This window comes from Dissulfuribacter thermophilus (assembly GCF_001687335.1).
GTDB classification, from domain to species: Bacteria; Desulfobacterota; Dissulfuribacteria; order Dissulfuribacterales; family Dissulfuribacteraceae; genus Dissulfuribacter; species Dissulfuribacter thermophilus.
Window position 1 is genome coordinate 172,774 of record NZ_MAGO01000006.1, and the last position, 17,317, is coordinate 190,090.

Genomic DNA, 17,317 nt, shown 5'->3' on the forward strand with positions numbered 1-17,317 from the left:
TCGCCAACCATGTTATAGCTATTAGATTTTTTTAAATCAAAACAAGTAGTTAGTGCTAGCTACCTTTTTCTTTACGTTTCTGGTTACACATCTCTTTAGTTTTTATGATGGCTACATATATCTTTAGTTTTCTCAACAGATTGTTTTTACAAGGAAAATGTTTATGGGATAAGGTCTGCTCTTTGAAATAATCTATAATTACAGCTAGTTATCCTTGATACATTATTCTTTACCTTTTTGCTATCCAATTCTTTGATTTTCATTTCCCTGGCTACAGTTCTGTTTACTTTCGTCTTCAGTTTTTACCCCAAAAAAGACAGAGGAGACCTTTATGTTCGATTTCACGTGGGAATTAGCGGAAAAATTTGGTCTGAGCGAACGGTTTGGAAAAAAACTGGATCATGATAGGCTAGCAGATTTCCTGCCTTATAGGGCCTGGGACCCGGAAAATTACATTTTTCTCCTAGATCACGGGAAAGAAAACAGGATCGGGTGGTTCTTTGTCTCTGAAGTAACAGTTCCGCCCAAAGAATCATTCCTCCAGGAATTTGAATCTCTCTTGTCGGTTATGCCGCCCAAAAGTACCGTACAGATACTGATGGCCCAAATGCCCTTTATCGGGGAAACGATTTCTGACTTCTTGAAACTCAGGAATAGAACAAAATTAAAAATTTCTGAGGAGAAGCAGAAAGTTTTAACCCACATGATGGCCGAAAAGGCTAAATTATACAGAAAACTTACGGAAGGATTACAGGATTCCTCTTACCCACTCCTTTTGAAAAAACCTTACATTTTCTTCAGTTTCACCGTATCTCCTTCTGAACTAACTGTAGACAATGTGATAAGTACGATCCAAAAGACTAAAAGCGTACTTCAGACAGCTGGATTCGATACGAAAAAGGGGGTTCCCGCCGACCTTTATAATTTTATTTACTTTCTATTTAGTGATCCTGAAGGCATCCTCCCCCCCTCCTACACCACTCCATTTAAGGCCTGTCTTACTAATAAAAAATATAAAGCCGATTCTCTTCTGGAAAATTTATTTATACCTCTCTCAGAATTGATTTCGCCCCCATCCATAGGCATTAAAATAACTTCGGATACCCTTCTAACAAACGCAAACAGATTCATTGCCACAGTTTCTTATCGCCAATATCCAGATGCGGTTGAACCTGGTATGGTGGACCGCCTGGTAGGTGATAATAGAAAAACCGAAATCCAGCTGCCATATACGGTAATTCACGTCCTAAACATTTATGTTCCGGACCAGATCTCTATAAAATCCAATATCGCTAATAGACATGCAGTAGCAGCGTGGCAAACTTTTGGTCCTCTCGCCAAATTCAATCCTAAAGTAGGAAAAGTAAAAGATGATTTGGCCGAACTGATGAACAGAGCTGAAAAGGAACTTATCCTTAAGGCTTACCTGCACACTATTGTACTTGCTAATTCTGAAAAACAGCTCGAAGAGGCCACATATTCATATATCACCCATGCAAAAAGACATGGATTCCTTCCTGTGAGAGACAAATTTGTTATGGCCCCTCTACTCCTGAATTCCCTCCCAATGGGTCTATATCCTGATGAGGCACCAAAACTTTTCAGAACAAGAACATTATCATCCTCTATGATCGGATGCCTTGCGCCGGTACATGCTGAAGGAGGCAGTTTCGGTAAACCTTATCTTCTTTTCTCCACAAGAAGAGGATATCTGATTACAGGTGATATTTTCGCCTCACCTCAGGGATATAACGGCCTTATTTTTGGAGGAACTGGCGGTGGAAAATCCTTTTTTCTCAATGAACTTACGGCCTCATATTTTTCAGCAGGTGCTAAAATTATTATTCTGGATGTAGGTAAGAGTTTTAAAAAGTTATGTGAAATGCTGGATGGCGAATATATAAACTTTGAAGACACGTCCAATGTAAATATCAATCCGTTTGCACATCTCTCTGATGATCCTGAACTCCTTGTAGATGACATGGAAATGCTGAAAAATTTTGTGGAATCAATGGCAGCTCCCAAAAAAGGATTAACTGATTTTCAGATGGGCGCATTGACAGAAATTATCGCTGATGTGGCAGAAAAATACAAACAGGAGACTACCTTTGACCTTATAGCGGAAAAACTGGCACAACATTCGGATCACAGAATAAAAGATATTGCCACTATGCTTAAACCTTGGTGTAAAGGTGGAGAAAACTACAGATGGGTGGCTGGAGGCAAATCCATAAATTTTGAATCTGACCTCATTGTGATCGAAATGGAAGCATTGATGCAACGCACCCATCTGCAAAAAGTATCGCTATATTATTTAATGTACCGCATTTCTCAGGATTTCCTGCTAAAAACCATGAAAGATCCCTCTTTCAGAAAAAAACCAAAATTTTTGTTTATAGATGAAGCATGGGAAGCTTTAAAGACAGGAACTGCTGATTTTATTGAAAGGGCCTATAGAAGATTTCGCAAAACAGGTTCAGGATGCTGGATTATTACCCAAGGCCCAAGCGATCTAGATGGAAGTGCTGTCGCTGATGCACTTTGGAATAACTCACACTTCGTAGTCTCCCTAAGAGTGGAAAATTTCAATAAGGAAAAAGCAAAAAAATATCTGTCTGACTATGCTCTCTCAGTAATTCCTACACTGAAAACTGTTAAGGGCCAGTTCTCCGAAATATACATGAAAACCCCATTCGGTGAAGACATATTAAGATTTTATGCTCCAAGATATACCCAACTTGTCTATACAACAGATGCAACTGAATCAGCTATTATTGAAAAACTTCTTGATGAAGGTTTGAGTTATGATCGAGCTCTTCGGAAGATTATTGCAATGGAAAAACGATAAAAAATTCCGTATTGGAACAGGCATTTATCTCAAAGACCTTCCATATCCAGAAGCTACAAAACTCAATATCGACCTTCCAGAGAAATTTAGAAACGGCCATGTAGGAATATTCGGTACAACAAGGTCTGGGAAAACAAGACTCGCTGAAAATCTGATTGAATGGGACATTAGACAGGGTAAATCCGTATGGATAATTGATCCAAAAGGAGATATTGAACTCCTTTCAAAGATAATTCAAACCTGTATCCTTACAAACAGACTCGACCACTTCTATTTCTTCTCACCTTTTCACCTAGATATCTCGGTGAAAATAAATCCTCTGGCGTACTGGGTGATTCCAGAAGAAATAGTGCACCATGTGGCGAGTAGTATTGCTTCCGGAAAAGGAGATGATGCGGACTTCTTCTACAAGGTGTCGAAAGAGGTCCTCCTTGTTGTGGTACGTTCTCTCCAGGTCCTGGATGTGATTGCCGGAAGAACCCCTGAATTCAACCTGGTTCGCCTCAATCATTTCATTTCATACACAGACCTGAAAAAATTATATACTCAGTTAAAACAACTAACCAGTTCCGTGGGAACAGTCCATCTCGAAGGACAACCTGTAAAGCAGATAATTGAAAATGAACTTTTACCAAAACTCGCACAAATGCTGGCCCAGAAAGAGGATCACTTTTCAAAGGTATCTGGTTCTCTTAGAACAGAACTCTCTCAACTCACACTCGGTACCATTAACAGGTTGTTCTCAGATGTAAAAGAAAACCCCATTTTTGAAAGACTTATCAATAACCAACCTACCGTATTTTACTGTTCAACAGCCAGCCTTATAACCAGGGATACGGCAAATATCGTTGGGAAAATCATCCTCTCCGGCCTTCAAAGCATCTCAGGCCATTTCAATGCTGAGGGTAAAAAATTCAATCCCCCTCTTGCAGTACACGTAGATGAAGCCAGCAATGTACTCTATCCAGGAATGGATGATTTGTTCAATAAGGCCGGTGGAACAAACGTACATCTAACTCTCCTTACCCAGTCTCTTGCTGATTTTGAAACCGCAATTGGTAAGGCATACTGCCAGAAAATACTGGATAACCTGAATACTCAAATCTGGCTCAGAACGGGAAGTAAAGAAACCGCACTATATGTGGCCGATAAGGCCGGTAAGATCAAAACTTACTCCCCAACTCTATCAATTGGTGGGTTCTCCACGGCAAGAGAAATGGAGAAAAAAGTACTTTCGGATACCGCGCTGACTGAATTTAAACCCAGGGAATTCGTAGCGTTTATATACGAACAATCATACATGGGCTACACATCCACGGTATCCCCGCTGCATCTAAATCTCATCATGCCCACGCTGAAATGGAAAAAACCCAGTAAGAACGATTCGCCAGCAGAAAACGTGCAGGAAGTTCTAAGCGAACCCGATATAAAGAGATTTAGAAGAAGATATTGGGCACACTAACAAAAATGATTCAAAAATATACTCTTAGCTCCCAATTTGAACAAATTTTGTAACATACTGGACTTACAAAAAGACCCGGTATACAAAATTACAAATACTAGAAAGATATTTAATGCTTTTATGTCAAAAAAGACTGCTCTTTGACAATTGGCTATTCTTTATCTTTTATCTTTTATATTCAAACTATTTTCTTTATCTTTCACTTTTATCTAACGAACTTTTATCTTTTAACTTTAGGAAAAAGTTAAAAGACTACATCGCAACCCCACCAGGGGGACGTCATATTACCCCTTGGCGGGGAGCATACGTCCTCCTGGTGAAAAATAAAAAAATAAAAAGAAAGGAGGACGTTATGGTAAAATCGGTAAACAAGGTTATCTTAATCGGAAGACTTGGGGCAGACCCAGAAATTCGCTACACACAGGCTGGAACGCCTGTAGCAAGCTTTAGAATAGCAACCAACAACCGGATAAAGAGAGGAGAAGAATGGGTAGAGGAACCCGAATGGCATCGCATAGTTGCTTGGAACAAGCTTGCAGAAATCTGTGAGCAGTATCTCAAAAAAGGAATGCTTGTCTATATTGAGGGTCAGCTTCGTACAAGGGCCTGGGAAGATCAGGATGGTAATAGGCGTTGGACAACTGAGGTACACGCAAGAGAAATGCAGATGCTTGAATCCAAGGGCTCAGGATCAATGGAAGAAAGCGAGCTTGAGCCCCCTCCAATTGATGAAGATGATGTGCCGTTTTAACAAGATTAACTGAATTTGAACTCATTACCCCGCCGGGGGAGACTTTGCTTCCCCCGGTTGGGGAACTGCATGGTCTCCTCCGGCATAACCAAAAAAAGGAGGAGAAACCATGCAAAATACAAATGAAATCCCCACCCTTGCTCTTAATGTAGAAGAAGTCGAAACTTTACATTCTGTACCCCAAAATCCACTGGACGAGGCTTTGCCTCTGGAACAGGTCAAGGCCCAAGTCCAGCTTATACAGCGGGTTATGCAGGGGGTAATGAAAAAGGACGAACACTATGGTGTCATTCCAGGCTCCAGCAAACCCGTCCTTTACAAGGCGGGGGCAGAAAAACTAGCGATGACCTTTCGCCTTGCTCCCAAATACGAAATAACTCGCTACGACCTGCCCAACGGGCATAGAGAATACGAGGTAATTTGTCATATATATTCTATCATTTCCGGCAAATTCCTTGGAAGCGGTACCGGTAATTGCTCTACACTTGAGAGCAAATATCGTTACCGTAGCGGTCCCATTGAACCTACTGGCAGGCAAGTGCCAAGGAAATACTGGGATCTGCGTAAAACAAACCCGGAAGCAGCCCAAAAGGTCATCGGCGGTCTTGGATATGCGGTCAAAAAAATCAATGGCCGCTGGGAAATCGTTCGGAAGGGCGAACGTATCGAAAATCCGGACCCTGCTGATTGCTGGAATACGGTAAAAAAAATGGCGAAAAAACGTGCGTTCGTTGACGCCATACTAACCGTAACGGCTGCTTCGGATATTTTTACTCAGGACATTGAAGATGAATCCTCTCCACCGGAGGCTGATCCGCCTCAACCGCAACCACAAACGGAAGCCCCTAAGGAATCCGTTTCGGAACGGGGAGAGGATGATATACCCTTTTAATTAAACCAAAAGCCGTAAGCACAGCCGTATCCACGGCAATTCCAACACCTGCTTACGGCTTTTGTTTTATGAATACCCCGCCGGGGGAGACTGAGGTTTCCCCTGGCCGGGGATTCCCGTCTGTCTCCTCCGGCATAATCATGAAAGGAGGAGACAAATGGTAGCATTTGAATCTTTCATACTTACCAGGCTTCAAGAACTCTCAGCACTTCATACAAAACAATATCTTGGCGACAGAAGCCAATACATCGGGGCTTCAGATATAGGCCACTGTCCACGCAAGGTTGTACTCTCAAAATTGAATGGAGAGGAAATAGACCTTGCCACTCATATCAAATTCATGAGAGGACACCTAGCTGAAGACCTGGTTGCCGGGATATATGAGAAATACAACCCCCAACGCCAGGTTGAACTAGAACTCGACGATCCCGTGCCCATCAAGATTCACCTTGATTTACTATTTCAACCCACAACCAAACAGGAAGTCGGAGTGATGGAAGTAAAAGCTTCTTCCATTCCTGAGACACCATACGAGTTGTGGGAGATGCAATTACACTTTCAGATGGGCGTGATGGCAAGGCATACACAAAAGGCCATCAAGGGGGCCATCATAGTAGTGGATCTCAACGACGGTGACATCCGCCGGTTCAACGGCTATACCCCGAATGAGACCATCTTCAATGGTCTCCTTAAAAGAGCAAAACATATCTGGGACTGCATTACAGAAGGGACAGAGCCGGAAACGGAAGTCACTCCGCTTTGCGGTTACTGCGCCTTTATAAAGGATTGTCCAAGATTCCAGGCGGATGAAATACCTGAACTTGCCGGGGATGTGTTGAAGGTCCTGGAGGCCAAAGACAGGAAGAAGGCCTCTGAAGCGGAATACAAAAGGCTTGCCAGCAGACTTCTTGATATCGTCAAGAAAAAAGGTGCTTTTAAGGCGGGAGGACACAGGATTGACAAGATCGACCGTCATTCCACCCGCACGGATTGGAAAAAGCTGGCTGATGATCTGGGGACTATCAACAAGTCCCTAGACGACTATCAGACCAAAAATCCTTATTCGGTCCTTGATATCAAGACCTTGCAATAATGAAGAAAAAACGCCATCCCGCTGGGGGAGCGCAGACACTCCCCTGGCGGGGGTCTGCCTCCTCCACGGGATGTGAAAGGAGGCAGAATGAAAATATACACAGACGCCAAGGAACTCTCCAAAATTTTAAAATCTCTGGACTGGAAGATGCCTAGATACTCTCAGGCAATTTTAGATTACGCCCTAATCAGTTGCGACGATCAGGGCATTCATATTATGAGGAAAGACCTTAATATTTTTCTATCTCACAAGATTTCAGGAGAGATCGAGAAGCAGGGCGAGGTCCTGGTTCCGGTGAAAAAGGTCCTCACGGTTTTAGGGACCTGCAAAGAGCAAATCCCCCTGGAATACGACGGGGATTACCTGAGAATGGGGAATTATGTGCTAGACACCGTTCCAGCACATACAGAAGATTATCCCAAAATCCCCGAAGAAAAATTCAGGGAGATAGGAGTAATTAAAGGCCATGCACTGGCCTACGCCATTGAGAAATGTAACCCTTTTTTGGGGGATCCAGATAAATATACTCTGCACCACTTCTCATTCGGCCATTACGGCCACATGGCCTCAAGCGATAGTCATAGAATATGCCAGGTTCCATTAGAAATTGATTGCCAACTGGTAGTACATAACACCCTGGCATATCTCAAAAAAATAAACCTGGAAGGCGACCTCAAAATTGCCCATTCGGACAAACACATTCGAATAAAGGGCAACAATTTTGTCGCCTACATCTCCCTAATAGACGGGCAATACCCCCCATATAAGGAGGTAATCCCGTCAAAAGGGGTTCCTCTAAGAGTAAACGCCGATGACCTTATAGCAACCTTGAAAGAGGCAGTCGCATACTGCAAGGCTGCTACCAAGGAAAAGGATTTCGTTCCGGTAATCATTCACTGGCTGCAGGATGGCATTAAAGTTGTCGGTAATTTCTCATCCGAACATCGTTTTGAGAAAATGCTGTCAACAGCATTTTCGCAAATCCCCGTTTCTGTACCTTTAAATGTCCCGTATTTGCTTCAGGCACTTAAAGGATTAACGGGGGAAATAATTATCTGGTATGCCGGAGATGATAAGCCTTTTATCATTACAGATGGAGTTACCTATCGGTATATCCAAATGCCCGTTAATATCGAACGTGAAGAAAAAAATGAATATTATGAACTCCCCAAAGACACTCCTTTGCAGGAGATTCCCTACTCTCCTGATCCTAGTGCAATTCCTGAACCAACCAGAAAAAAAGCCGGTTCAAGGAAGCGCACTGTTAAGAAGGCCGCCAAGCCTTCTAATAAGAAGGCGTCTTCGGAGCAAGAGGCACAGGGAAAGGCCCTTGCCGAACTCAAAAAACGTCTCGACTTTTGGGAGGCGGAGGCTCTCAAAAAAGAGGAGCATATCCGCAACCTGGAGGCTGAACTGGCAAAATTGCAGGAGTCCTACAGGGCACTTTTGCAATTCCAGGCCCTGAGGCCAAACGGCAAGGGTAGATATGCGGTGATAGATGGCCACCAATACCTGTTCTCTCAGGGCAAAATCCTTGATAAGGATGGGAACGAGGTAGGCCACTACAACCGCAAAGGCGGTGAAATCAACGGCCAGCCATTCAAACTCCAGCAGGAGTGGGTGGTGGCCATGAATTAAATCTAATTTCAATCCCATGATCCCATGCGGGAGAAGACGTGTTTTTCTCCCGCATGGGAGGAGTCATGTCTTCTCCCGCTGAAAGGAGGAGGCATGACGGTCAAACTGCAAAACAAAACTCAGATTTATCTGAACGGTACCTACAAATCAGTTATGAAGCAAGCCAGAAGGTTCATTGCAAAAGGATTCAGGTGCGTGGGCTTTATTGGCTTGCGGCGTAACGGAAAATCTACCGCCCTGGTCATGCTGGAAAAATGACCGGAGGTGGGGAGATGATATAGTGGAGACTGAAGAGATAAGTCTGAATAAAATAAGATAGCAATCCCCAAAGCCGGGGGCAGAACTCTTTGCCCCCGGCGGGGTGTCACGTTCTGCCTCCGGCATTTCTTCCGTTTAAAGGAAAGGAGGTAGAACGATGTATTATTTAACAAATGAAGAAATTATATCTTTGGCCCCGGCAGCAGGAGCACAAGCTCCTATAAGAGGTGTATCAGAACGATATTCTTTCATTCCTACAATAGAAGCCGTTGATCTGTTACGGGATGTCGGCTGGTTCCCTGTGGGTGTTCATCAGAGTCAAGTAAGAAAAGAAGAAAGGGATGGTTACCAGAAGCACATGATTCGTTTTGTGAAAGATGGGCTTTCGTTTGGTGGAGAACGCATTGATCTTGTTCTGTATAATTCTCACGATAGAGGTTGTTCTTTTCAGTTGATTGCATCAGTATGGCGAAAAATATGCGGAAATGGCTTAATGGTGGCCTCTGACTTTGCAAATTTTACCCATAAACACATTGGATTCAATCCAGATGAATTTGTCAATTCGGCGAATAAGATTGTAGCAGTAGCTGATAATATTGCAGAATCCGTTGAAATGATGAAAACTATTGAGCTTACGCGAGATGAACGTAGTATATATGCTCAGGCGGCACATAGTCTTGTTTATGAAGTCCCTGAGCAAGCGCCAATTCGACCAGAACAATTACTGCAAGAACGCCGCTATGACGACAATGGGAAAGATCTTTGGACCACATTTAATGTGGTCCAGGAAAACCTTATGAAAGGCGGTCTTACATATACTACAAAAAGTGGACGCAAAAGGCGTTCACGGCCTGTAAAATCGCTTGATCGTAATCTAAGACTAAATAAGGCCCTATGGTTGCTCACAGAAAAGATGGCGGAGCTTAAAAGTTAATCAATACCCCCCGGCGGGTAGAACCGTAACACTGCCAGCCAGGGCAGTGGCATAGTGATCGCTGCCATGACGCTGTTTAACCCGCAGTTTGTCCAATTGGTCAAGCTGCTTTTCAGGTAGTTCCCCTCCTGTCCGTCCGCCTTTCGGCGGCGGACCTCTGTCCTGAACTTCCTACTACATATTGTGCTTCCGGAGGCCTTCTTAAGCTGGATCATGCCCTACATCTTGTGGTAAGGCCAGAGGCCCGCCGCCGGGAGGCAAAACTATGCGGGACAGGAGGAAGCATGTGTGCATGGTGCGGAAAAATACTGGAACACCTCTATTCGAGGGATTCTCACGGCATTTGCCCGGTCTGCGCCAAAGTAGGGCAGGCCAGGGCGGAGACTTTTTTAAAAGAGCAAAAACAGGAGCAACAAAAATGACCAGAAAGGGGGCATTAGGCCTCCTTTCTTTTTGGGCTAAGCTGTCTGATTTGCATAGAAAGAGCCTGTACTGCCGTCCCAAAGTGGAAAAAGGTTAACAGACATAATTCTTTAATAAAATATTATCTTTTATTTTATTCAGATACATAAATAATAGTGCTACAATATTATTATAATGACAATTTGATTTTGTTATCAAAATAACAACTGATTAAATCAAGCATTAATCCTTCTGCTAGAAAAAATCAAAATTTTCTCCAATTAACGCCAAATATTTTGATCTCTGATTTTTTATGGGTGTTTTCTAATACTTGCTTTTTCTGAAGAATGGGCTATTAGAAAAAATATTCCTCGTTTCTACAAGAGGTGGGTTCCTCTTATAAATATAATGTTAGCCCATATAAAAACAATGAGATGACAAAAAATGAGAAGACTGAAAATCGTAGCTTCTGGAAAAAGTAGACAAGAAGAGGCTCAAAAAAGAGGAAAATTATTTGAAGAGTTAATGGCAAAGGTGCTGCGACATTATGGCTATAACATAAATAAACATAAAACAAATGTAAATTATGCTGGCATGGAAATTGATATAGAAGGAGAGGCGCGTATCGCTGGAATACCCCTTTTCGCAGAATGTAAGTGCTATGGTTCTGACATTACTGCGGAAAAATTGCAAACATTTTTTGGAAAATATATGAGCTTTTGGTTAAAAGATAATAAGAGTGAAGGGCTCTTTATTGCAATACCAGGAGTCAATAGTCACGCAAGAGGATTTTATAACGAAAATTGCAAATCAAATAGTCAAATTTCAATAAAAATCATCGAAGAACCCGATATTATAGATATTATAATAGATAGTGGATTAATTATTAATGAAGCAGAAATTGATAAATTGATTAAAGATGATCTAGTCCCGGGTGATAGAATTTTAATATATAGTGACAAAGGACTATTCTGGCTTCAATATTTAATTTCTAAAGGTTCCACTCTCCCAACAAAAGTTCAAATATTTGATTCTAAAGGAAATACAATAACTGATAATGATTCTCGTGAATACTTTATAAAATTACTTCCTGAAATTAAAGATTTTGAGTTTACAAAAGAAGATGGAAATATTTTATCTACTGAAGAAAAAGAGCTTATAGTTGAATTAAGAGGAAGTTCTGCCTATTTTGAATACCAATTTCCAGCGAATCCTCAGTTCTTTATTGGCAGGCAACAACTTGTTTCAGATATAGATAATTTTTTTAATGACGTTATTAATCACAATGCTTCATTAAGAAGCATTTTATTTGAAGCTAATTCTGGATGGGGGAAGAGTTCTCTTGTTTTAAAAATTGTTTCCCGTCTTAAAGAACTTGGACATTATGCTATAGCAATTGATTCTAGATCAGCTTCAAGTGCTCAATTTATTTTACATGCTATAGAGCATATAATTAAGAAATTTGGCAATTTCAATAACCTGATTGAGGAAGAACCTGTAATTACTGGATTTGAGGGAGTAATTAACGCATTAATTAAAATAGGAAATGCACTAAAAAGTCAGAAAAAACTATTGTTAGTGTTTTTTGATCAATTTGAAAATATTTTCTATCTAGAAGAAGTATTAGTTAAAATTGTACAACTTATTTTAAAAATCACAGATATTCAAACTAATATTATACTTGGCTTTTCTTGGAAAACAGATCTAGTGGGATTAACATCCGAATTCCCATATAAATGGAGAGATAAAATTGTTGAGTCTAGTCAAGTATTTCATTTAAAACAATTTTCAGAAGTAGAAACCAATATTCTTTTGGACAAATTATCTGATGAGCTTCATGCTAAATTGAGGAAAGACCTGCGTTTTTTAATATCGGAGTTTTCTCAAGGATATCCTTGGCTACTTAAAAAGTTATGTGCTCATGTAAAAAAACAGAGAGAAAATGGTGTCCCACAGGCAGATATGGTAAGGGGGCTTCTAAATGTAGAACAACTTTTCTTAGATGACTTAGAAGGATTGACACCAGAACAAGAAGAAGCATTAAGACAAATTTCTAAACAAGCTCCCATTAATATTTCTGAAATAGGAGAAGAACTTTCACCGACCGTTATACAGACTCTAGTTGACCGAAGATTGATAGTCAGAGTTGGAACTAAATATGATATTTATTGGGATATTTTTAGAGATTATCTTAATACAGGTAAGCTACCAATTGAAGAGGTTTATCTTCTAAGATCCTCTGTTGGGAGTGTTTTTAAAGCAATTACAATATTGCAAAACAATAATGGTAAATTACTAATACATTCTTTCAAAGAACAAGCAAATCTTTCTGATGGAGCTTTTTTAAATATCGCTCGCGATCTTCGTTTACTTAAAATTGTAAAAATAGAAAATAATAATATTGTTCTCATGTTACCAATAGGAACAGATGAATCAGAACTATTACAGAACTTTCGTAATTACTTAAATGATCATTTATTGAGAAATCGATATATCTTTAATGTTGTACAACTTATCAAGGATAAAGGAGAAATAAGTATTTATGATTTAGCACATATACTTCAAAGTGAATTCCCTTATATCTCTGCTTCTGAGAAAACATGGATAACATATGCAAAAATATTAGCCGGTTGGCTCGACATAGCTGATTTAGCAATATGGGATAAATCAAATGAAAAGTTGATAAAATTTAAGGCTGGTACTCAGGTTAGAGATCATTCATTAGTATTTGCAAAAAAAAGAACTAGATTATCAGTTCCTTCTATACAATTTGCACCAATTTGTGAAGTAGCAAAACGCCTTGTAACAGCAGCAAAAAATAATGAGCCGGTGAATTGGTCAGGTTTGTCAAAGAGTACGATTTACAAGTCGCTTGCTATGCTTGAAGAAATGAATTTAATTAGGAGAGAAGCAAAAACACTTACAATTTTACCTGATTGTTATGACTTTATAGATAGAAGAAACACTTTGAAAATTGTTAAAGATATAGTTACTAAATGGAAAATTTTTAAATCATTTATTGAAATTCTTAATGAGAATCATAATAATCGATTAACTCATGTCCAACTAGGTAAATTGTTAATTAAAAAATATTCTCTTGAATGGAAGCTTTCAACTGCAGAGACAAATGTGAAAATAATGCTAGACTGGGCAAGACATCTTAATCTTGCTCCTGGAGTTTTTTCTCATACATATAGAGGGAAATTTAAAGCTAAGGATAACAAAGTGAACTAAGAAATGTGTAACATCTTATTGATTGGTTGATTGGGCTAACTCGAGTAAAGGCGGGGATTTCCCCCGCCTTCCCCACACCACCTAGCTACAAGCCCGCAAAAGACACGATTTTCTTTAACCAAGCAGTAAACAGGCGGTAAGAGGACGAGACTCCTGAATTAAGAAAAACTTAAGCCTTGGCTAATTTTCTTCTTCTATAACTCTATATAGAATCTTTAGTGTAGTTGTTCCTGAAAAAGGTTTAACTACTGAAAATAGTTAGACTTTCTTCTAAAAATCTGTTAAATTCTTTGCAAGAAAATAGACCGAATGGAGCCATTTTCTTGCAAATTTTGCCATGAAACCCAAAGCATCACCTATAAAAGACAGACAGAGACAATTGTTTTCTATTGAATTATCTAAACTCGTCAATCCCAGCCATCCAATGGTTAAGCTGGCCAAGGCCATAGACTGGGATCGGTTAGATGAAGTATTTGGGAAGACTTATTGTCCCAATAAGGGCCGTCCTGGGATTAGTACCAGGTTGATGGTAGCTCTTCATTATTTGAAATACACTTATAATTTGAGTGATGAGGCTGTTGTAGAGGGTTGGATAGAGAATCCATACTGGCAATATTTTAGCGGTATGAAGTATTTTGAACATGAGTTTCCAATAGATCCATCCAGTATGACTAGATGGAGAAAGAGGATCAAGGAGTCAGGGGCAGAGGAACTGTTGAAGGAGACGATTTCTGCGGGTTTGCGACTTAAGGCCATAAATGCAAGCTATCTCAAGAGAGTTAATGTTGATACCACAGTGCAGGAAAAGTCCATAAGGTATCCCACCTATGCCAGACTTTATGACAGGGCCAGGGCAAGATTAGTAAAATTGGCTAAGGCAAGGGGAATCAACTTAAGGCAGAATTACAATCGTCTTTCCAGGAAGATGCTTATTCAACAGAGTCGATATGCCCGAGCCCGACAGATGAAGCGAGCGTTCAAGTGTACCCAAAAGCTTAGGGTCTGGCTTGGTAGAGTGATCCGGGATATTGAACGTAAGTGTCCAAAACCAGATGAAGAATTGAGTTCATTATTAAAGATATCCAAGAGAATCTATTTTCAGAAGAAGCAAGATAAAGATAAGATTTACAGTGTTCATGAATCCCATGTAGAGTGCATTAGTAAGGGCAAGTCCCACAAACGATATGAGTTTGGTTGCAAGGTATCTGTAGCAGCCACGAGCCGAGGAGGTTGGTTTGTAGGAGCTAAGGCATTTCATGGCAATCCCTATGACGGTCACACCTTAGCCGAAGCCTTAAAACAAATAGAACGCTTATCTCAGAGGCCAGACCATGTATTTGTTGACCAGGGATATCGTGGTCACAATTACAAATCAGGAGAGATTGAAGTTCACGTTTACCGGTCACATCGAGGCAGAATAGCCAAGAGTCTATGGAAATGGATGAAGCGAAGAGCGGCTATAGAGCCATAAGCCATCTGAAACATTGCCACAGGATGGACCGCAATCGTCTCAAGGGGATTCTTGGAGATTGCCTAAATGTAATCCTATCAGCAGCGGGTATGAATTTCCACAAGTTGCTGCGCTGGGCAGCAGTCTTTTGGCGCTCAATTTATCATGAATTGCTTTTGGCCTTCAGATTTACTCATTCCTATGGATAAAATTAAAAAAGATTTTTGCAGTATCAACTATTTAGTTTATTTTGGTAGAAATTATTAATCAAAATATTTTTTCTCTAATTCTTTTAATAAGTCCTTAAAATTTGAAGATCTAATACTAATTTCCCAAATTGCGGTATCACTTTCTAAATTCAATTTTTTGAGACTCTTTATTAATACATTGTTTATCCATTTTTTAGACTTTTTCAAATTTGTTAATACTTGATATTTTTTTACACTATAAACAGCACAACCATCTCCTTCTTTATTTTCCAAAATACATTCTTTTGTTTTATATTTTACTACATCACTCTTACTATCCACACCATTAGAAAATGAGTCATATAAAAATAAGGAACTATATAAATCATTTTTTTCTTGATTTTCTTTATTTATTATTAATACTGATTTTGTATGGGGATGGAATCCTCCATCTGTCAAATTATCATCTTCTACAAATAACCCTCTGTGTATTTTATCATCTTTAAATCCATATATTACAACTACTCCTAAATCAGGAAATTTTGCTGAATAGACCTTTGAGCCATCACTTAATTCAACTGGAATTTTATCAATAATACTTAATTTTGTCTTTAATATATTTAATTCCTTTGCGATTTCTTTATTTTTTTCAACATATCTTTGAGTAATTATACTATTATAATATCGATTATAAACATCATTTACATAACTATTTCCATGACTATTATTAATCATGTCCGTTGTCGGCTCTGTCCATGTGTCACCGGCAGACGGGCTTGAAGGCAGGCGGCCTGCCGAACCGGTATATGTTGAACCATATGTTGAACCAACCGAAGGCCTGGAATGCTCAGGCTCAAGCCTTACATCAATATTCAGGTCATCCCCTGGGCCAAGCTCCACCCATTCCTCGTTTTTTTTGTAACCGGGCTTTGTCACCTCCAGGTGATAACGCCCTGGCTCAAGTTCAATGCCTGGACGGTAACGGGGAACTATGTTCAGTATCCTGATGCGGGCATCCGCGGGGTCGGCTTTTACCGTTAGCCAGCCTGTGCGTTTTTCTCTGTCCAGGTAAACTTTTAGAACCGTACGCCGTCCGGGTTTCACCCTTACCTGCTTCTCCGTGGCAATATAACCCTCCTTTTCCACCCGAACACTCACCACGCCAGGCTTTAAACCGGACACAGTCAACGGCGTCACGCCACGGCGCTCCCCGTCAACATACACCATCGCGCCTGAAGGCACGCTGGTGAACCTCAACGTCCCGGCAGACTGGGCCGGGGACGAAGTGGCCACGTCCTCGTGAACAATACTGCCCCCGGCGACAAAGACAAAATCCCCCTTGTCGAGTTCCGGATTCCGGATGCGGCCGTACTGGGGGTGCTGGGCCCCTTCCGTGTAGTTCACCACCTCTTCCTTTATATAAAGGCCCAGTTCCTCGCCGGTCACGTAGCCGTCATGGTTCCTATCGGCATACCGGTCCGCTATGCCCTGAACAAGGACCGTCTTGAAGACGGACTCATCGGGTACCTGTTCATTTTCATTTCCAGCGGTGATGAAGGCACGAATGGGCTTTGCTACTTGCTCACGGATGTATGGTGAGGGAAGGCCGGGGCTTGCCCTGAAAACAGAGCCAGAAAAGCAAGAGTCAAAGGCCATAAGCACATGCCTAGAACGGATGAGACAACTGAGATCCTCGATCTCCCTCATGCTGATGGCCCGTGCCATGAAACCTGAAAGGTCTTTTGCCGGGTCTGGCGCATCCGTGGGCACGATGTAGCCTAGCTTCTTGCCGTCGGCCATCTGGAGGGTGTGGCCGTGTCCGGCGAAATAGACGAAGATGGCCCTGTCAGGTTCCTTTCCCACCCCACTCACAAGCGAGCTAAGGGCCTGGCGGAGTTCCCTGGAATCGGGGTTTATTACCAACTTGACTTCAAAACCGAGGTTCTCCAGCACCTTGGCAACATGCCGTGCGTCCCGCACCGGATTGGGAAGCCGGGGCCAACCCCTGGAATAATCGCTCACTCCTATAACCAGGGCGTAATAACCTGAATAAAGCGAGATATACCGGGTTGACCCGTCGGGCGCCCTGGCCTGAACCTTGATTCCCCGGGTGTAGGCCGCAGAGTCATCCGCCAAGCAGCAACAATCCCCACAGCCACGGACAATA

General features: G+C 41.3%; 11 protein-coding genes and 1 pseudogene. 11 read left to right on the forward strand and 1 reads right to left on the reverse strand.

Annotation, left to right across the window (positions count from 1 at the left end; all coding sequences use genetic code 11):
* Window positions 1-331 precede the first annotated feature (331 nt).
* From DBT_RS06785 to DBT_RS06835, 11 genes and pseudogenes are all read left to right on the forward strand, one after another.
* Window positions 332-2,848, forward strand: a complete 2,517-nt coding sequence (locus tag DBT_RS06785; RefSeq protein ID WP_067618164.1) for a TraG/VirB4 family ATPase — start codon at window positions 332-334, stop codon at window positions 2,846-2,848.
* Entirely contained in the window at window positions 2,805-4,310 is a 1,506-nt protein-coding gene (locus tag DBT_RS06790) for a TraM recognition domain-containing protein (protein WP_067618169.1), read from the forward strand. Before DBT_RS06785 ends, DBT_RS06790 begins: the two co-directional genes overlap by 44 nt.
* A gap of 352 nt (window positions 4,311-4,662) precedes the next feature.
* On the forward strand, window positions 4,663-5,061 hold the full coding sequence (locus DBT_RS06795; protein WP_067618245.1) for a single-stranded DNA-binding protein: 399 nt from the start codon (window positions 4,663-4,665) through the stop codon (window positions 5,059-5,061).
* Window positions 5,062-5,170: 109 nt separating this feature from the next.
* A complete protein-coding gene (locus DBT_RS06800) occupies window positions 5,171-5,953 on the forward strand; it encodes a hypothetical protein (protein WP_067618172.1) in 783 nt (260 codons plus the stop codon).
* A 157-nt stretch (window positions 5,954-6,110) separates the two neighbouring features.
* Entirely contained in the window at window positions 6,111-7,046 is a 936-nt protein-coding gene (locus DBT_RS06805) for a Dna2/Cas4 domain-containing protein (RefSeq protein WP_067618175.1), read from the forward strand.
* Window positions 7,047-7,133: 87 nt separating this feature from the next.
* Complete coding sequence (locus tag DBT_RS06810) at window positions 7,134-8,684, forward strand: DNA polymerase III subunit beta (RefSeq protein WP_067618178.1); 1,551 nt, start codon at window positions 7,134-7,136, stop codon at window positions 8,682-8,684.
* Between the two features lie 93 nt (window positions 8,685-8,777).
* Window positions 8,778-8,942: a hypothetical protein gene (locus DBT_RS12085; protein ID WP_153304054.1), complete on the forward strand. Its 165-nt coding sequence runs from the start codon at window positions 8,778-8,780 to the stop codon at window positions 8,940-8,942.
* A gap of 157 nt (window positions 8,943-9,099) precedes the next feature.
* Entirely contained in the window at window positions 9,100-9,876 is a 777-nt protein-coding gene (locus DBT_RS06815) for a DUF932 domain-containing protein (protein WP_067618181.1), read from the forward strand.
* 284 nt (window positions 9,877-10,160) lie between these two features.
* Window positions 10,161-10,298, forward strand: a complete 138-nt coding sequence (locus DBT_RS12090; RefSeq protein ID WP_153304055.1) for a hypothetical protein — start codon at window positions 10,161-10,163, stop codon at window positions 10,296-10,298.
* Window positions 10,299-10,722: 424 nt separating this feature from the next.
* Window positions 10,723-13,512 (forward strand): restriction endonuclease, encoded by a 2,790-nt coding sequence (locus DBT_RS06830; protein WP_067618190.1) that lies wholly within the window; start codon window positions 10,723-10,725, stop codon window positions 13,510-13,512.
* Between the two features lie 337 nt (window positions 13,513-13,849).
* Window positions 13,850-15,171, forward strand: a pseudogene (locus tag DBT_RS06835) (IS5 family transposase).
* Window positions 15,172-15,225: 54 nt separating this feature from the next.
* Here the strand turns inward: DBT_RS06835 and DBT_RS06840 are convergent.
* The coding region (locus DBT_RS06840) for a PEGA domain-containing protein (protein ID WP_141674238.1) at window positions 15,226-17,317 on the reverse strand (2,092 nt) is incomplete at its 5' end.